Source organism: Streptomyces sp. NPDC088747 (assembly GCF_044751025.1).
In the GTDB taxonomy this organism is placed as follows: domain Bacteria; phylum Actinomycetota; class Actinomycetes; order Streptomycetales; family Streptomycetaceae; genus Streptomyces.
Genome location: NZ_JBIVKZ010000027.1, coordinates 26,682 through 44,205, shown reverse-complemented (window position 1 = coordinate 44,205; position 17,524 = coordinate 26,682). Strand labels below are relative to the sequence as shown.

12 protein-coding genes and 1 pseudogene are annotated in these 17,524 nt (G+C 67.8%); 7 read left to right on the top strand and 6 right to left on the bottom strand.

The genetic code is table 11. The features are described from left to right. Positions 1-7: 7 nt before the first annotated feature. Positions 8-493, top strand: a complete 486-nt coding sequence (locus ACIP79_RS40845; RefSeq protein WP_401232627.1) for a hypothetical protein — start codon at positions 8-10, stop codon at positions 491-493. A 1,133-nt stretch (positions 494-1,626) separates the two neighbouring features. Here the strand turns inward: ACIP79_RS40845 and ACIP79_RS40840 are convergent. After that, positions 1,627-2,361: a transposase gene (locus tag ACIP79_RS40840; protein WP_401232804.1), complete on the bottom strand. Its 735-nt coding sequence runs from the start codon at positions 2,359-2,361 to the stop codon at positions 1,627-1,629. 131 nt (positions 2,362-2,492) lie between these two features. Here ACIP79_RS40840 and ACIP79_RS40835 point away from each other — a divergent pair, with 131 nt between their 5' ends. After that, complete coding sequence (locus ACIP79_RS40835) at positions 2,493-2,873, top strand: DUF6221 family protein (RefSeq protein ID WP_401232624.1); 381 nt, start codon at positions 2,493-2,495, stop codon at positions 2,871-2,873. Between the two features lie 35 nt (positions 2,874-2,908). Here the strand turns inward: ACIP79_RS40835 and ACIP79_RS40830 are convergent, their stop codons facing one another. After that, positions 2,909-3,073, bottom strand: a complete 165-nt coding sequence (locus ACIP79_RS40830) for a hypothetical protein (RefSeq protein ID WP_401232621.1) — start codon at positions 3,071-3,073, stop codon at positions 2,909-2,911. A 182-nt stretch (positions 3,074-3,255) separates the two neighbouring features. Between ACIP79_RS40830 and ACIP79_RS40825 the strand changes: the two genes are divergently transcribed. Further along, a complete protein-coding gene (locus tag ACIP79_RS40825) occupies positions 3,256-6,306 on the top strand; it encodes an NACHT domain-containing protein (protein WP_401232618.1) in 3,051 nt (1,016 codons plus the stop codon). An 85-nt stretch (positions 6,307-6,391) separates the two neighbouring features. On the opposite strand, the pseudogene ACIP79_RS40820 reads toward ACIP79_RS40825, so the two are convergent. Next, positions 6,392-6,792, bottom strand: a pseudogene (locus ACIP79_RS40820) (transposase); the annotation flags it as partial. A gap of 209 nt (positions 6,793-7,001) precedes the next feature. On the opposite strand from ACIP79_RS40820, the gene ACIP79_RS40815 reads away from it, so the two are divergent. After that, the gene (locus tag ACIP79_RS40815) at positions 7,002-7,211 is read left to right on the top strand and encodes a hypothetical protein (protein ID WP_401232615.1); all 210 of its coding nucleotides are present in this window, start codon (positions 7,002-7,004) and stop codon (positions 7,209-7,211) included. A gap of 153 nt (positions 7,212-7,364) precedes the next feature. On the opposite strand, the gene ACIP79_RS40810 is transcribed toward ACIP79_RS40815, so the two are convergent. Then, the gene (locus ACIP79_RS40810; protein ID WP_401232612.1) at positions 7,365-8,756 is read right to left on the bottom strand and encodes a sporulation protein; all 1,392 of its coding nucleotides are present in this window, start codon (positions 8,754-8,756) and stop codon (positions 7,365-7,367) included. Between the two features lie 319 nt (positions 8,757-9,075). On the opposite strand from ACIP79_RS40810, the gene ACIP79_RS40805 reads away from it, so the two are divergent. The 3 genes from ACIP79_RS40805 (at position 9,076) to ACIP79_RS40795 (ending at position 12,695) form a co-directional block, all read left to right on the top strand. Further along, positions 9,076-10,842 (top strand): asparagine synthetase B family protein, encoded by a 1,767-nt coding sequence (locus ACIP79_RS40805; protein WP_401232609.1) that lies wholly within the window; start codon positions 9,076-9,078, stop codon positions 10,840-10,842. A gap of 28 nt (positions 10,843-10,870) precedes the next feature. Beyond that, complete coding sequence (locus ACIP79_RS40800; protein ID WP_401232606.1) at positions 10,871-11,305, top strand: NUDIX domain-containing protein; 435 nt, start codon at positions 10,871-10,873, stop codon at positions 11,303-11,305. 70 nt (positions 11,306-11,375) lie between these two features. Next, positions 11,376-12,695, top strand: a complete 1,320-nt coding sequence (locus tag ACIP79_RS40795; RefSeq protein WP_401232603.1) for a UDP-glucose dehydrogenase family protein — start codon at positions 11,376-11,378, stop codon at positions 12,693-12,695. Between the two features lie 328 nt (positions 12,696-13,023). On the opposite strand, the gene ACIP79_RS40790 is transcribed toward ACIP79_RS40795, so the two are convergent. After that, positions 13,024-16,203 carry an AAA family ATPase gene (locus tag ACIP79_RS40790; RefSeq protein ID WP_401232601.1) on the bottom strand — a complete coding sequence of 1,060 codons (3,180 nt, stop codon included), beginning with the start codon at positions 16,201-16,203 and terminating at the stop codon, positions 13,024-13,026. Continuing rightward, positions 16,200-17,486 carry an exonuclease SbcCD subunit D gene (locus ACIP79_RS40785; protein ID WP_401232598.1) on the bottom strand — a complete coding sequence of 429 codons (1,287 nt, stop codon included), beginning with the start codon at positions 17,484-17,486 and terminating at the stop codon, positions 16,200-16,202. Before ACIP79_RS40785 ends, ACIP79_RS40790 begins: the two co-directional genes overlap by 4 nt. Positions 17,487-17,524 lie beyond the last annotated feature (38 nt).

The following is a 17,524-nucleotide window of genomic DNA, read 5'->3' as shown; positions in this document are numbered from 1 at the left end:
GGGGCGCATGAACATTCTGAGCATAGAGATCGCCCGGCATGACTGGGGGCTGATGACGTGTGGATGTCGCAGGACCGGCGAGCATATTCCTGTGGACTTCCTCCGCTCGCTGGAGGGCCCGCCGCCAGATCGAGCAGGGGAAGGTTGGGCTGACAACCATGCGTTTGTGCAGTCAAACCTCATGCAGCCTGCAATCGCAACGGCGTCGATCGTCATGGCTGCCTTGACGAGGGGGGTCCCCGCCGAGCATCGGCGCCAGTTGATGCTGGTCCTCCATGCACTGGCCAACGGCGAGCAGGATGACATTGCCGAAGAATGCCAGGAAATCATTCGAAGCGGCGCATGGCTTCTTTACGAAGAGATCTCGTCTGGCCGCAATATCGACGCGGCGTCATACGCGTATGAATTGCTCGAACTCATTGAAGGTGAGTCCAGCCGATTGGAGGATTTCCATGCAGCGGTGAGGGAAAATCTCCCATCGGATCTACAGTGAGATGCCAGGACGATCGCTGCGTGCGGCAGGAGTGCCTGTGATGGGTATAGACCGCCTCGGTGGCTCCGGGAGCCGGTCCACGGCCGCCATCCCAGGGCGCAGGCCTGGTTCGACCCGGGCCGGACCAGTACGAGTGAAACAACCGTTCCGGCCGCCATCACGCGTGCCTGACGAAACTGCAGCTCACGGATGGTTGGTCCCGTTGAATCCAACGGGACCAACCGGCGTTGGCGGGGCCGGTCAGGTGCGGGTGGCGGAGGCGCTGTCGTCCCAGCCGTCTTCGCGCTGCCTAGGCCGGGCCTATCCGCTCTAGTCGGCGATGGTGACGCCGACCTTGCCCATCTTGTGGCCGGTGGAGGCCAGGCCTATGCGCAAGGATGTGCCCGGCCCAGCGGATCGGCACCCGGCCCGCTTCGAAATCCGTTTGATGGCTCGGTTGTTGCTGTCGGGGTTAAGCCGCCAGTGATGTGGCCTCACTGGCCGATGCCGACGAACGCGGGCGTGGACGGTCGGCCCACTGTTGGCTTCGACCGTTAGAGCCAAGGCTGGGTGGTGGTGTCCCGCCGAGCGGTGTAGAGATGCCAGCCAACTCGAACGAACTCAGCATGCTGAGCCGCAGATTGGTGCCTGTGGGGCACTGAAAATCGAACGAACCTACACCACTCGGCGGGACACCATCCAAGGCTGGGCCGCACCTGTCAGGTAGGGCTGTTTCGGCGGGATTGGTTGGAGTAGAGACACTGGGGCAGAGCTACGCAATGCTTCGACGGTGGCGAGAATCGGGAGGCGCAGCGACCGGCGCCGCTGGACTTGGATGTGCGGGTTCGCCCTGCTTCTGGTGGCGGCGAGCCTGACGTACGTCGGTATTCAACTTCGACGCGGCGGCTTGGACCCCTCCGGCACGGCGAGCTTGCTCGGTTTGCCCATTGGCTTGCTATCCCTTGCGGTATCCGTCGTGGCCCTGCGGAAGCCGCCCGAAGGGGCGTTGACGGATCTGGCTCGAGGCTGGGCAGCGACACTCGCGAAGCGAGTGCACCAGGAAGCGGCAGCGCAGCGACGGCAACTGCTAAGGGCTGTCCCGTAAATGATCTCTGACGCCTCGGGCGTGGTGGGCCGCCGTGCGGCCCGCTGGCCTATCCGGCGAGGACGAGGTTGTGCAGGCGGGCGATGCCGAGCATGGCGTGATGGACACCGTCTCCTTTGAGGCGGCAGTCGCGGAGGATCTTCCAGGTCTTCATGCGGGCGAAGACGTGCTCGACGCGTGCCCGGACCTGCTTGTGGGACTTGTTGTGTTCCTCCTTCCAGGCTGGAAGTTCGGTCTGGCCGCGTTCTCTGCGGTGAGGGATGACGAGCCCGGTGCCGGGATAGCCGCCGTCGGCGATCGTGAGCGTCTTGCCGACGGCGGCCTTGGCGCCGGACTCCTCCCACGCCTTGCAGTCGTTGCGGTTCCCGGCGAGTGGCCGGCCGACCACGACGACCATGCGGGTGTCGGCGTCGATGACGACCTGGTGGTTGGTGGAGTACCGGTAGTTCTTCGACCGCTCGGCGATCGTGTGGTCGCGGGTGGGCACCAGGGTGCCGTCCACGATGAGCACGGTGCCCTTGGCGAACCGCTTGCGAGGCTGGAGCGCGAGCATCGGCCCGAGGTTGTCGATGATCCGGTCCGCCGCCGACTTCGAGATCCCGAACAGCGGGGCGAGCTGGCGCATGGTCAGGTTCGTGCGCCAGTACGCCGCGACGAGCAGGGCCCGGTCCTCCAGCGGAAGGCTCCACGGTCGGCCCCTGCGGACCGGGTCCGCACCCTGGCCCCGCAGCACCGTCACCAACTTGCCGAAGGCGCGAGGGCTCAGCCCGGAGAACGGGGCTATCCAGGACGGCTCGGACGCCGTGTCACACCAGCCACAGCAAGATCATTCCAGTTGTCGGGCCTGCCAGCCGGGTCCTGCCCACAGCATGGAAATCAGGCGACCGGGCCTCATGCATCGTTCAGGATGACCTCATGAGCCAAGACCTTGTGACGTTCCTCCACGCACGGTTGGACGAGGAGGCAGACCTGGCCCGACGTAGCGACAGTGACGGCTGCGGGGAGTGGACCGCTCACGGGCACACGGTCGACTTCTGCCAAGGAGAACTCTCCGGCTTCCATCCCACGATGGCCCTACACGTCGCGCTGCACGACCCGGCTCGTGTTCTGCGGGAGGTCGAAGCCAAGCGACGCCTGCTCGCCCGCCATGTACTCAGTCCTGCCACGGGAGACCCTGAACTTCCGTGGGACAACCGCGATGACTGCCAGTACGACGGCGAGACCTGGCCATGCGACGACCTGCTCGACCTCGCCTCACCCTACGCCGATCACCCCGCCTACCCGCGACTGCCCTGAGACGGAGATCGTTTGCGGGACAGCCCTTAGATAGGTCACCGGCGCCCGCGAAGCCCCCGCATCAGCTCCGCGATGGCATACAGGATGTTGGCACGATCCTGCGACGCGGTGTCTTTAAGTGCCAGGCTGGCGATGATCACGGCTGCAGTCGCGAGGACAACCGGCCCGGCCAGCAGCACCCCTACTTCCCAGATCTCCATGTGTCTGTCTCTTCCGCTAGGCGTCCACCACCCCGTTCGAGGCGGTCAAGAGCACCCTTGCAACGGCCACAGCCGCCGACCACGGATGCCGGATCACCGGATTCCCAACCACAAAGTCTCCAGGTCACAGCGTCGTTCAACCCACGGTCACCGGATCGCACCGCCACGAGGAAGGACGGCACATGAGCGCAACAGATGAACCCACCTCGGGACGCGCCGCTCTGGCGAACCAACTCGGCACGCTCCACGCCAAACTGCGCGAGCAGGGGAAGACGCAAAAGTCTGCTGTCGAGGAAGCCAACCGGCGTCGCCGGATCGCCGGAGACCGTGCCCCAGGTGAACCCTGGCCGCGCAGAGATGGCGGACTAGATCTGTCGGTCAAGACAGTCAATGACTGGTTCCCCAAGCGAAACGCTTCGAAGACACCAAGCCTGCCAACGGACTTCGAAGACTTGTGGGCCGTGGTTGGGGTGATGCTGGGATGGACCGGGCAGTTCACTGATGAACGGTCCGCCGAAAGGCAACGCTGCGCCTGGAAAGCACTGTATGCCGATGCGCAGAGAGGGAGCGGCCTCAGCGAGGACGTGCGCGTCTACCTCGAAGCCGCCCGCGAGGCCGCCAGGAAGCACCCGCATCCGGGAATCAATCTGCTGGATCCGCCCTCACTGGCCGATGTCTATGTGCGCCAGCACAGCAAACCTGCAGCCGTGGACGCGCATGCATCAGCTCTCTGCGATGTCCCTGCCGTCACTACAGGCGGCACCGGCCCTAGCGTTCCAGCCGAGCCTGCCGAGACGATGCTCCGCAAGGCCGACCGCATGTGCGTGCTCATCGCCGGCCCGGGCGGTGGAAAGTCCTCGCTACTGCGCACGCGACTGCGCGATGTGGCCGACAAGTGGCTCAACGGCACGGAGCACGCTGCCACGGCGGGAACGGGAGTACCGATTTGGGTGAGCGCACGCGCCTTCGTAGGTGAGGAAACGCAGGTCCCGGACGCCCTAGCCGCCGCTACCCGAAAGCTCAGTCGCTATGGTCGGCAGCCGGGACTGGACCGAGCCCGATTCCTTGAGCGGCCATGCGCCGGGGTGCACTGGCAACTGCTCGTTGATGACCTCGACGAACTCCCCAACAGGGCCGAACGCCAGGCCGTGCTGGAGAAACTGGCTCATGCCGTCGCAGCCGAACCACCGCTGTACCGATGCGTCGTGGCCACCCGACCCTTGACCGACAATGATCTCGACGTCCTTGACCGTGTTTTCGGCTGGCAGGTGCCGTGTTATGACCTGCAGCCCTTCACCGCCGATGACCTGTACACCTACACCGAAAGCTACTTCGGCACGCGGTGGCCGAAGGAGGAAGCCGCACGCCGTGCCCAGCACTTCACCGGAGCGCTCCGCAGCGCCTCCCTAGCCGACCTGGCCCGCACCCCGCTGATGGCTTTCATGCTGTGCCAACTCTATTTCGCCCGGCGCGATCGACCGCTGCCCGCTGGCCGCACCGAGGTGTACGACGCATTCACCGATCTGCTCTATGAGAGCAACCACAGCAAGCGCATCGCGGCGAGCCACGAAGGAGCGATCCAGCACCTCGTGCAAAGCCTTCAAAGTCCCCGCGCGCGCCGGGAAACCGACGAGGCCGCCCAACAGGTCCACCAACGGCTGCCCGAGCTGATCGACTACCTTGCCTACCAGTGGCTCACGGGCCACCAAGCCCCAGCGACCCTGGTGCTGGCCTCACACGAGGACGTCCGCCGCCCCGCCAAAGTGAGTCCAGAGCGCTGGGACGCGTTCCTAGAGGACCTGTTGCGCCATACCGGCCTGCTCGTCCATTACGCGGACGGCCTCGGCTTCCCCCACCAGACCTTCCTTGAGTACCACGCCGCCCGCCATGCCACCCGGGACAAGCAAGCGCGCACAGAACTACTCGCTCAGCTTTTCCCCGCCAGTCTGCCATTGCACGTTCCCACCTTCGAACCCTCCTACTTGGGCTTCCTCCTCGATGCCCTCTTCGCGAGCCCCGACGACACCGCACGCGAGACCATTAGCAGAATCGAAACCCTCACCTGCCGGGGAGGAACAAGCGCCTGCGATTTCCTTGTCAAGCAGGTAGCCCTGAAAACCAACCTCGCCACTGAGCCCACCGCAAGACAACTCACCCGCTTTGCTCAGAACAGAGACCTTCACGGATACGACCGCGTGCGGGCGGCCGTGGTTCTGGCCGGGATGGACGGGTGCCGGGAAGCGGGTATGGGCCGCCTGATCGCTCTCGCCGACGACCCCAGCGTCGACGACGTCAACCGCCTGCGGGCGGCCGTGGTTCTGGCCGGGGAAGCAGGGTGCCCGGAAGCCGGCGCCAACTCGCTGATCGTCCTCGCCGATGCTCCCAGCGTCGACACGGCGGTTCGCGTGCGGGCGGCCGTGGTTCTGGCCGGGATGGACGGGTGCCGGGAAGCGGGTATGGGCCGCCTGATCGTCCTCGCCGACGACCCCAGCGTCGACGACCATGCTCGTGTGCTGGCAGCCGAAGGTCTTGTGGAGGTGGACGGGTGCCGGGAAGCGGGTATGGGCCGCCTGATCGTCCTCGCCGACGACCCCAGCGTCGACGACCATGCTCGTGTGCTGGCAGCCGAAGGTCTTGTGGAGGTGGACGGGTGCCGGGAAGTGGGCATGGGCCGCCTGATCGTCCTCGCCGACGACCCCAGCGTCGACAATCAGCCTCGGGTGTGGGCGGCCACGGCCATTGCCCACGCCGATCGGGATCGTGGGGCGAGCCTCTATGCCAGGCTTGCCAACGACCCCACCCTCATGGAAGGCCGCGTACAGGCAGCTAAGGCTCTGGCCCGGTTAGATGGGTGCCAAGAGGCAGGCACCAATTGGCTGATCGCCCTCGCCGACAGCCCTACTCTCTGGTTCTACCGCATGAACGCGGCCGAGGCTTTCGCCGAAGTCGAGGGGGATCAAATTCGCGTGGCCGACCTCTATGCCAGGCTCGCCAGCGACCCCACCCACTGGGTTCACGGCCGCGTACAGGCAGCCCAGATTTTGGCTCGGATAGAGGGATACCGGGAGGTGGCTGCCAACCGGCTGATCGCCCTTGCCGACGACGCTACTCTTGAGGGCCGCGACCGCATGGAGGCGGCCGACGCTCTGGCCGGGATAGAAGGATATCGGGAGTTGGGTATCAACCTCCTGACTGCCCTCATCAATGGGAGCGCAAGAGGATCGATGGGCTGAAGAGCAGGCGAAGTCAAATGGGCGCGGCTCTCCTGAGAGGTGTTTCCCCCATTGTTTCATCGCGAGATGCGGCTTTGACGTGCCATCAGAGTCCTTGCCAGGTGGGGGTGGATTCTTTAATGAGGCGGCGGACCATCAGAGAGATCATCGCAATGTAGATCATGGCGGCAGAGCGGGCCAGGAGGGCTTCGCAGCCGCGGGCCCGGTGGTGGAGCATCAGCCGGCCGAGCGTTCGTTCCACTGTCCACCTGCGTGGTTGCACGACAACGCCCCGGGTGCCGGGAGTACGGCGGACGATCTCGAGGTGGATGCCGAGCCGGGCGGCGTGGTCGACGAGGTACTCGTGATAGCCGCTTTTGCGAATGGTGGGGTGGGCTGAGGAGCTCCGGTTGACCAGGCCTCGCCCCCGGTAGAGTCCTGGATGCTCGCCGCGGTCACGAGGGTTGTCAGCAGCAGGCCGGTCGTGTCGATCACGACGCTGCGCTTTCCGTAGCCGGTGTGGTGTCCTCAGGGTAAGGCCGGTTTACGCGAGACATTCAGATGATGTCCGCACCGATCACGGGTCCACGACTGGCCTTCGTATCCGAAGAACGGTGGTACTCCTTGACCCTTCAGGCTTATTGCAGAATTCCGGACGCCAGAGTCGACGGAGTGAGGTGCTTATAGCCGACGCTGGTGAAATATACGAGCAGCTCGTGGTCGTCCCGGCTGAGCAGGTGTCCTTCCCCCCAGAGCCGGTGCCGTACGAGAGTACCGCCGTCGATGACAACCGGTCGCTGCGGGCCGCCCACACCGCGGTCGCCGCCCTCTTCCACGACAACGAGGCATTGCGGCAGCAGCTCAACAAGGGCACCGCGGGCACGGTCACCCCCATCCGCCCGCGCGGTCCGCAGCAACGCCGCTGAGCCCGTCAGGCCCACTTCAAGAGAACTCGAGTTATCGTTCTCCTGCCGATCCGTACCTCTGAGCGCATGGGTGGAGCCCAGGTTCTGATCGATACAGTCCGCTCCTGCATGGATTCGGGTGGTGTTGCCAATTGGCAACACCACCCGAGCACCTCAGGCGGCAACCCCGAGCTCCTTGCGGGTCCGCTGGACGAATTCGCGGACGGCCGGCTCGCGTCGCCAGGGGGCGAGGGCGGTGTTGAACTCGGCCACGTAGTCCTTGGCCCGGCTCGACTGGACGCGGGCGAGGATATCCACGGAGCGGTTGCCAAGCTCAAGACCGCGGTCGAGATCGCGGGCCTGGAGGTGGGCGGTTCCGACGATGGCGAGCCGCATGCCGACGGAGCGGGTGAAGACCCCGGTCGGCATGGCGGTGGCCTGCTTGTTCCAGGTCAGGGCGGCCTTGGGGTTCTTCAGGTCGCGGAAGACCTCGGCGGCATCCGCGGACAGGCGGGCGTGGTGATAGAAGTCGATCCACGCGGGCTCGTCGCCGCTGTCGATTTTCGCCTGGCCCAGGAGGTCCTCGGAGGCCTTCAACGCGCGTGAGGCGGCCCTCGGGTCGTTCTCGCGGGCATGAGCGCGGGCCTCGATCAGCTTGGTGAACGCCAGCACCCGAGGGACGGCCCGCCCCTTGGCACGGTTGAAAGCACCCTGCGCCATATCGACGGCCTCGGACGCGAACCCGCGCATGAGGGTCTGCATAGCCATGGTGGTCAGCACATAGCAGCCGAGCTGGACATCGCCGCCGGCGCGGGCGAGGCGGAGGGACTGGATGAAGTGCCGCTGGGCGGCATCATGCTCACCGACGTCGAACGCCGTCCACCCGGCCAGCCTCGACAACTCGGCAGTCACGGAGAAGAGTTCGCGGCCGATGTCATCGGAGAACGACCCTTGCAGCAGCGGGCCCGCGCGGTGGTCGAGGCAGTCAGTGACGGAGTTGGCCTTCCAGTTCCCGCCGCCGTATTTGGAGTCCCACCGCCTTGCGTCGTCGGCCGCGTCACGCAGTTCGTCGAGGTCGACCCGCCCGACCTGCTTCCCGCCGGCATGGTCGGCGGTGTCGTCGGCGGGGGTGACGAGCCAGCGGGTGACGGGGGTGGTGAATGCGGACGCGGCGAAGCCGGATCCGGCCAGGAAATCGCGGCGGTTCACGGAGCTCCAGAACGAAGTGGCGACGCGGACGGCGTCGGCGGGGTCTCGCGGGAAATCCAACCCCATATCTGCGCCGATTGTCTCTGCCTCGCCCATTCCGATCTCGCCGAGGTTGACGGGCCGGCCGAGCCTCTCGGCGATGGCCTGCGACAACAGCTTGGGGACCGGCCATTTCGGCGTCATCCCACGGCGGCACCAGTTCGCCACGGATGTGTGCGAGTAGTCGGTCTCTATCCCGGCAGCGTGGGCGAGCTGGTTGATGCGCAGAGCCAGGGACTTGTGGCTCGCGCCGCTGGCTTCGATGAGCCGGGCCAGGTCCGCGTTGGGCGGACGGGTCCGGCGGGTGGTCGATGCCACGCCTCTCCCTCTTGCCGGTGACCGGACCACGCACGGCTCGAACAGACGGTTGAGTACGTATGTCTGTACTTGATGGAGCACGAGAGATCCGTACTCGATGGGGGACGAAGAGTCGTACGCGTTCCGCGTGTTGGGTCAGTAACGATATTCCTCCGCCACCGGCCGCGAACCGTCCTTGCGAGTTGTGAGCCCCCCTGCGAGCCCTCCCCCCGCTCTTTGCGGGCGGCTGGGATGTGAGTCCAGGCCGCCGCCGGGACCGGAACAGATCTCCTTCCGGCGGCCGCCGCAGGCACCACCACATCCCGGGGGTGAACCAGATATGTGCGGAATCGCAGGACTGGCCGGAGCCGACGCCGTCCACCACGAGCACACGATCGGTGTGATGGGCGCCTCGCAAGCGCATCGCGGCCCGGACGGCACCATGCACACTGCCGCGACGGACGGTCGGGCGGTGCTGGCCATGAACACGTTGCTGATTGTTGAACCGCAGGCCATGCCCGGCCCCTATCTCGACCGTGAGGCCGGGATCCTGTTGGCTTTCAACGGCGAGATCTACAACTACCGCCAGCAGGCCGCAGCGTGGGGCATCCCGCTCGGCGACCGCGAGAGCGACTCGCACTTCCTGCTGCGGGCCTGGGCGAAGATCGGACCGTCCTGCCTGGACGGATTGGACGGCATGTTCGCCCTGGCCGTCTATGACCCGCGCACCGGGAAGCTGTTCCTCGCCCGGGACCGGCTCGGCGAGAAGCCACTCTACTGGCGTCTGGACGGCGGCCGACTCGCCTTCGCGAGCGAGGTCACCACCTTGACTGGCTACGGCCCCGCCCCCCTGGTCCTGCGGCCCGAGGTCCTCGCGATCGAGACCCCGGTCGGGGTCGACACCCCCTTCCAGGGCATCCAGCTGCTGGCCGCCGCCACCCTGCTGACCTTCGACATCGTCACCGGCTCGCTCGACCAGCACGTCTACTGGCGCCTTGAGGACCGGCAGCCGTTCACCGGCACCTACCGCGAGGCGCTGGCGAAGTACTCCGTCGTCCTGGCCGAGCAGGTCCCGCTCAGGGCCCCGGCCTGCGACTTCGCTCTCCTCCTCTCGGGCGGCCTGGACTCCTCGGTGCTGGCCTACCTGATGCGGCCGCCGGTCTGCGTCACCGTCCGCTACCCCGGACAGGACCGCCTCGACGAGTCGAAGATCGCCGCGGCCATCGCCCGGGACATCGGCGCCGAGCTGGTGGTGGTCGAGCCGGATCCCATCGACTTCACCACGGTGCTGCCGCACATGATGTCCGCGCTGGACTACCCGATGGGCAACGCATCCGCGTTCTCCGAGTACATGGCCTACCGGAAGATCTCCGACCTCGGACTGAAGGTCGCCATCGGCGGGCTCGGCCCGGATGAGTTCCTGATGGGCTACGTCCGCCAGGCCCTGGTCCTGTTCGGTCCGGACGCGGTCCTGGCCGCGGGGATGGATGCCTACAAGCCGCTGGCTGCCAAGCTCCTGCACGCGGCGGGCGAGGACCTTGAGCCGGCCGAGGCGGTCACCCGGCTCGTCCTGCGCGGCCCCGACCCGGACCGGCGCATCCACGACCTGATCGCGGGCGCGATGGAGAAGGCCGGCGGAGACCTGGCCCGGGCCCTCACCCTCGCTGACTTGGCGACGGCCTGGCGGCCACTGGTGATGACCAGCGACAAACTCGCTTCCGCCTACGCCCTCGAACGCCGGTCCCCGTTCCTGGCCCGAGACCTGCTCGAGTTGTCCTACCGGCTGCCCCAGGGGCACAAAATCTGTCACCCCGCCGAGGGCAAGCGCATCCTCCGCGACGCGGCGAAGGCTCTCGGGTTGCCGCGGGAGGTCTGGGGCAGCAGGGACAAGCTCGGTTTCGCCTCACCGGTCCCGTCCTGGCTGAACGGCCAGCTCGCCGCCTGGGCCGACACGCAGATCCACACCGCCTTGACCGAGGCCCCGGCCGCGATGCGGCCGCTGCTGGAAGGCGGCCTCAAGCCGGGCGGCCGGTTCGACCGCACGCGGATGCAGGCACTCATGGCAGCTGCCTGGTTTTGCGACCAGACGGTGAGGGCGGCGGCATGACGGTCGCTTACGTCACTACGGTGTCCGGATGCACCAGGACACCACTGCCGGTCTGCCGGCCACCGCCCGCGGAGCGGTCGCGATCATCGCCAACCGCCGCGGCGAACTCCTCCTCCACCTCCGTGACGACCTGCCCGGCATCGCCTGGCCGGATCACTGGAGCGTTCTGGGAGGGGGCTGCGACCCCGACGAGGACCCGGCCGCCGCGATCGTCCGCGAACTTCACGAGGAAGCCGGCCTGGCCGTCGACGGCCTGACCGAACTCTTCGAGATCCGTGACGAGCACGGCTCCGGCCAGCTGATCACGTTCTTCGCCGCCTCCTGGGACGGCGACGAGACCGCCCTGCCCCTCGCGGAGGGCGTCAAGCTCCAGTTCCTCGCCCCCGAGGACCTCGAAATCCGCACGATTCCGCCGTTCATCCGGGACGGGATCAACCGCCATCTGGCCGCCCGGCCCGCCTGACCACCCCGCCCTTCCGGGCGGGGCAGAGGTGGGGCCGCCAGCGGCCCCACCTCGCAAAGGAACCCCGCACATGAAGCTCACCGTGATCGGCTGTGGTTACCTCGGCGCCACCCACGCCGCCTGCATGGCCGAACTGGGCCACGAAGTCCTCGGCATGGACTCCGACATGGACAAGGTCGCCGTCCTCAACTCCGGCAAGGCCCCCTTCCACGAACGCGACCTCGACGACCTCATCGCCAAGCACACCGCCAGCGGAAAACTGAGCTTCACCGCCTCCTACGCGGAGGCCGCCGCCTTCGGCGACCTGCACTTCATCGGGGTCGGCACCCCGCAGCAGCCCGGCGAGAACGCCTACGACCTCAGCCACCTTTTCGCGGCCGTCCGCCAGCTCGCACCCCGCCTGAAGAACCCGGCCGTCGTCGCGGTGAAGTCCACCGTCCCGGTCGGCACCGCGCCCCGAGTCCGCAGCATCCTCCACGAGTTCGCCCCGGCCGGCGATGCCGTCGAGGTCGCCTGGAACCCGGAGTTCCTGCGCGAGTCGTTCGCCATCGAGGACACTCTCCACCCCGACCGGCTTGTCCTCGGCTTCGCGACCGAGCACTCCTGGGCCGAAGCCGTCCTGCGGCAATGCTTCGGGAAGATCATCGAAGCCGGGACGCCGACGATCGTCACCGACTGGGCCACCGCTGAGCTCGCCAAGGCGTCCGCGAACGCCTTCCTCGCCACGAAGATCAGCTTCATCAACGCGATCGCCGAGGTCTGCGAAGCCTCCGGCGCCGACGTCACCACCCTCGCCGACATCCTCGGCCACGACGTCCGCATCGGCCGCCGCGGCATGCGGCCTGGCCTCGGCTTCGGCGGCGGCTGTCTCCCCAAGGACATCCGCGGTTTCATGGCCCGCGCCGGTGAACTCGGCGCCGACCAGGCCCTGACGATCCTCCGCGAGGTCGACGCCATCAACAACCGGCGCCGCGAACGCATGGTCGACCTCGCCCGCCAGCAGCTCGACGGGAACCTCGCCGGCAAGCGCATCACCATCTGGGGCGCCGCGTTCAAGCCGAACACCGACGACGTCCGCGACTCACCCGCCCTCGCCGTCGCTCAGAAGCTCCACGAACTCGGCGCCGCGGTCACCGTCACCGACCCCCAGGCCCTGGACAACGCTCGCAAGATCCACCCCGAGCTCGACTACCTCGACGACCCGATCGCCACCGTTCAGGACGCCGACCTGCTGCTGCACCTGACCGAGTGGCCGCAGTACTCCGACGTCGACCCGCACCGCCTCGCCTCCCGCGCAGCGAGCCCGAAGGTGATCGACGGCCGCGGCACCCTCAACGCCGCTTCCTGGCGTGAGGCTGGTTGGATCTTCAGGGCCCTTGGGCGCCCTTGAGCCTCTCGTTGCAGATGCGGGCCCGCCCAGGTCAACCTTCCTGGTCACGGGCCTGCAGCTGTCTGCCGCAAGGGAGTCGAAGGGGCTGAGTGGCTTTGTTCATGAGAACGGGCTCTGGTCCACTTGCGCCCGTGAATCCCTGCTCGTTGAGGTGGCAGAGGAGTTCCGCGACGAAAGGGGAGGCGCGGGTTGCCGGCCGTCTGACGGTGTCGCCGGCCTTGACGACGCCTGGGGTAGGACGGCCGCCGGTCAGCGGCACTTCCCTTTCCACGGCCCCATCTTGCACGCGTCGGCGCGCTAGGTTGCCCAACTGGCGTGCAGCGCTTGCTCATGTCGGGTCCGTGAGGTTGTGCAGGTCGTCGCGGACGAGGCTGTCGCGTTGGGCGGCGGTGAGCCAGCGGGCCTGGGATCCGAGATGGTCCTTTTCCACCCACAGCACGTCGTTGACGGTTTCGGCGACCGGACGCAGGTGGCTGATGACGGCCAGGAGCGTGTCGGCGCCGACGTGCGTGCGCAGGACCTGCAGGGCGCTGTCGAGGGACGCGGAGTCCAGGGTGCCGAAGCCCTCGTCGAGGAAGAGGCTTTCCATACGGGTGCCGCTGCGGCCGTGCATCTCCATTAGCGCGAGGGAGAGCGCGAGCGAAGCCTGGAAGGTCTCCCCGCCGGAGAGGGTGCGCGAGCTGCGGCGGGTGTGGCTGGTGAGGCTGATGATGTCGAAGTTGTCGGCGAAACCCAGCCGGTTGCCGGAGAGCTGCTGCAGCAGCTCGCTGCCGTGCGCGAGCAGGGCACGGGTACGCAGGTCGGTGAGATGGCCGAGGAACTTCCCGTCCGTCAGATGCGTGCACACCGCCTGCCAGGCCGCCAGCTGGCGCTCGCCTGCGGTGAGCGCGGCCGCCAGCTGCTCCTTGTAGGAGATCTGGGACAGGGCTCGCTCCTCGTCCTTCACCGCGTTCGCGGCGTCGCTGCGCAGGGCGCCGACCTGACTGCTCAGGCTGTCCAGGAGGGCGGAATCCAGCGGACTAGTTTCCTCGGTCACCTGCAGCGTCACGGTGCCGGGGTAGATGTCACTGACCTCCTGCGCATCCGCGGAAAGCTGCGTGGTCAGCATCGTCATGGCCGCACGCGCCTCGGCACCGTGTCCGTCCAGTGCTGCCAGCAGCAAGGTGCTGGCAGCGTCCAGGGCCACGGCGTACTCCTGGGCAGCCGCAGGATCGTTCGCTGTGGACTGGGAGGGCAGGGCGGGCCGTTCGGACTCCTTGACCAGGGCTGCTGCGCTGCTGGCACGGTCCGCCCAGCGCTGCAGCCGCGCTTCAAGATCTTGCAGGGGCCCGGTGACCTCGCGCTGATGGCGCTCGGCCAGCTCGCCCCGCTCGGCGAGCAGCAGCTGCACACTCTCGCGCAGGTGTTCCTGCCGGCCGGCGAGGTCCTTGTGGCGGTCCTGTTCCGTGCGCACCACCGCGGCTGCGGTCTCCAGGTGGCCGGCCGTGGGCAGCTGCGAAGGCAGAGGGAGCGAAACTCGCACGGGCGCGGGCACCGAGGACCAGCTCGCCAGCAGGCCGCGCTGCTCCGTCTGCAGACCTTCGCCCCTCTGGTCCGCCTGCTTGCGTGCCTTGCTCGCAGCTCGTGTGGCCGATTCCAGCGAGGTTCGTTCTGCATCCAGCTGGGCTTGCGAGCGTGCCAGTTCGCCCGTGCAGGCGGTCGCGGCCTCCTGCAGCTGAACGACGCGGCTGCGGGCGCCCTGCAGCAGGTCACCCGTCAGCTCCTCCCGCTGGGCGGCCGTCGGCGGTAGCGCCTCAGCCATACGGGCAAGGGCCGCCGCGGCGGTGCTCTCCAGCTCCTTGGCGTACGCCTCCGGCTGCGAGTGAGCGGTGCGGGAGGCGAGATCCATCGTCTGAGCACGCACCGCGGGCAGCGATGCCTGCAGCCCGGCAGCGGCTTGTGCGACCTGCTGGTCATGTTCTTTTAGGGCGTGGCGCAGCCTCTCGACCTCCTGGGCATGGCGGGCGTGTTCCCGCTCGACACTGCTCAGCGCGGCGGTGGCCTCGTGCAGCGCCGTCTCGGCCTGCGCAAGGGCGTCGGCGTCCTGCGGCTGCGGCGGCCGGTAGCCTTGCGGAAGCGGCTGATCGCAGACGGGGCAGCCGTCTCCTGCGGCCAGACCATCGCCCGCCGAGTGGGCCGCCTCCCCACGCCTGATGCCCTGCAGGACACCCTGTGCGACAGCTACTTCGGCCCGCACCTGCTCAGGGTCGCTGTCCGGAGGCGCCTGGAGGAGAGCGCTGATCTTGCTGCTGGTAGCGGCCTGGTCCGCACGCTGCTGCGCCAGCACGCCGGCTGCTTCCCCGGCGAGCCGCACAGCAGTCGTCAGAGCCTGCAGGATCTCGGCTGCATCGGCCGCATCCTCCCCGGCGTCCTGCGCCTGCCCGCGCAGCTCGCCAAGGCGCTCCTCGGCCGTCTGCAGCTCGTCGGCACGACGGGCCAGGGCTTCTTCCTCGTCCGTGAGCTCGGCCAGGAACTGAGTGTGCGCGGCCTGCCCGTCGGCGAGGGCATCGAGCCGGCCGGGCAGATCCCTGAGAACCTGGGCTGCTGCCGCAAGAGCGTCGGGCGCCAGACCTGCCGCGTCGGCTGCCTCCTTCTTCGCGGTCACGTCCTTGAGGCTGGTCTCGGCGGCGGCCGCGGCCGCCGCATTGGTGGCCTGCAGGTGCAGCAGCTCCTCCTGGGCCTGCCGGATCGCGGTGGTCGCACGGTCGTAGTTGCTCACACGCCGCTCGGTGAGTTCGGCTGCGGCGCTCGCGCTGATCCGGGCGTGCTGCGCCGTCTGTGCGGCCTTGGTCTGCAGCCGGCGCAGTTCGGCCAGTCGGTTGCCGAGGTCGGCGGCATCGAGACAAGCGCGTTCGTACCGCTCCCTGTCCGCTGCAGCCTGTGCACGCGGGTCGGCGAGCAGTCGGGCGTCTTCCTCCCGTGCCTGGCCGAGGAGGTCCTTGATCCGGCCGACGGCCCCGTCGGCGAGCTGGCGCACATGCTGGAGCTCGTCGACGCCGAAGAGCGACTTCAGGATGCGGGAACGGTCGGCGTCACGGGCATTGAGCAGGTCATCGAAGCGCCCCTGCGGTACGAGGACGGAGGATTTGAAGGTCGCGTAGTCGATGCCGAGAAGATCGCGGACGGCCCTGTTGACGGGGCGTGTGTCGTCGGTGTGGTTGCCATGCGGGTCCGTCAGTCGTGCCTGGGTCCGGTGGGCGTGGAAGACGCGGCGCACCTGCCATTCACGGCCCTCCACGAGGAAGACGAGGTCGACCGTCATGGTCTGGCAGTCGCTGGAGCGCAGCTGGGCTGTCTGGTCGGTGAAGGAGCACCTGCCGTACAGGGCGACGGAGATGGCTTCCAGGATGCTGGTCTTGCCCGCGCCGGTGTCGCCGAGGATGCCGACGAGGTTCTTTCCGGTGAAGTCGATCTCGCAGGTTCCGGGGTAGCTGCGGACCCCGGAGAAGGTCAGGCGGACGATCTTCATGGGGTCGTCTCCGTTGCGCTGGGTGTGGTGCTGGTCCAGGGGCTGGCGATGGCCTGGGCGAGGAGGTGCTCGGCGGGGGAGTGGGGCAGCTCGGTGTCGGGGGTGTTCAGCAGGTCGGCGAAGGCGGCCACGACCTCGTCGGCGTTCTGTGCGGGGGTGCCGGCCTCGGCGAGATAGGAGCTGAACGTGGCGGTGACGTCGAACTGGCTGCCGTCGGTCGCGTCGGCGCCGCTCAATACGGTGGCGTGGGTGGCTGCGCACTCCTCCTCGACGTCCACCAGGACGGCGTCCGGGACGAGGTCGGCGACCCGCTGCCCGAGCCGGGTGATGGGTTCGTCGCTGTGGATGAGCACCTTGAGGTAGGCGCCGGTGTACTGGGCTGCCGCGGAGCCGAGTTCCTCGAGGGTGCCCCGGAAGTGGGCCAGACGCCGTCCGGAGCGCAGCGTGTGCGGAGTGGTGAGGGTGCGCCGCCCGGGGCTCGCCTCGATGACGGTGACGCTCTTGGTTTCGTCGCTCTCGCCGAAGTCCATCTGCAGGGGGCTGCCGGCGTAGCCGGCCAGGCGCCGCCCGATGCCGACGGATTGGGGCTTGTGGATGTGCCCCAGCGCGCAGTAGGCGACCTGGGGCAGCGCGTCGGCGGCGGTGGCGTAGGGCTCGCGCACCTCCCACATCCGCTCACTGTTCGCGGGCTCGGCGCCGGCCACGTACTGGTGGGCGGTGAACAGCAGCACGTCCCGGCCGGCGTCGTAGCCGTCGCTGAGCCGGGTGAACAACTGCTCCTGCAGGTCGCGCAGACCGGCCGCGTAGGCGCCCGCGGTGGTCCCGAAACCGGGGAACAGGTCCAGGTAGCGGTTGGGATGCACATAGGGCAGGGCGGCCAGACGGATGCGCTCGTGTCCGTCCCGGCTGTCGAAGTCGAGCACGGTACCCGGTTCCGTGTCGCCCCGGCTGTGCACGAAGCGCAGGCGGTCCTGCTCGGTTTCGGAGCGCAGCGTGCACACATAGTTCAGCAGGTTGAACAGTTCGGGGGAGTCATGGTTGCCGCCCAGCACCACGGTGGGTGCGATGCGCGCGAGGCTGTCGAGGCAGCGCATCGCGCGCAGGATGTCCTTGTGGGCGGGCCGGTAGGTGTCGAACAGGTCGCCGCTGTGCACGATCAGATCCGGCTGCACCGTCTCGGCTATGGCGATGATCTCTGCCAGGACGGCGTCGAACTCCGCGTCCCGGGAGCGGCGGCCCAGGGTGCGGCCCAGATGCCAGTCGGATGTGTGCAGGGCTTTCATGAACGCCTCTCCTCAGCGCAGACAGAACCGCCCGACGC

Coding starts and splice junctions, on each gene's coding strand:
- ACIP79_RS40835 (WP_401232624.1), top strand. CDS start 2,493: ATGAGCCAAGACCTTGTGACGTTCCTCCACGCACGGTTGGACGAGGAG.
- ACIP79_RS40800 (WP_401232606.1), top strand. CDS start 10,871: ATGCACCAGGACACCACTGCCGGTCTGCCGGCCACCGCCCGCGGAGCG.
- ACIP79_RS40805 (WP_401232609.1), top strand. CDS start 9,076: ATGTGCGGAATCGCAGGACTGGCCGGAGCCGACGCCGTCCACCACGAG.
- ACIP79_RS40825 (WP_401232618.1), top strand. CDS start 3,256: ATGAGCGCAACAGATGAACCCACCTCGGGACGCGCCGCTCTGGCGAAC.
- ACIP79_RS40845 (WP_401232627.1), top strand. CDS start 8: ATGAACATTCTGAGCATAGAGATCGCCCGGCATGACTGGGGGCTGATG.
- ACIP79_RS40830 (WP_401232621.1), bottom strand. CDS start 3,073: ATGGAGATCTGGGAAGTAGGGGTGCTGCTGGCCGGGCCGGTTGTCCTC.
- ACIP79_RS40785 (WP_401232598.1), bottom strand. CDS start 17,486: ATGAAAGCCCTGCACACATCCGACTGGCATCTGGGCCGCACCCTGGGC.
- ACIP79_RS40790 (WP_401232601.1), bottom strand. CDS start 16,203: ATGAAGATCGTCCGCCTGACCTTCTCCGGGGTCCGCAGCTACCCCGGA.
- ACIP79_RS40795 (WP_401232603.1), top strand. CDS start 11,376: ATGAAGCTCACCGTGATCGGCTGTGGTTACCTCGGCGCCACCCACGCC.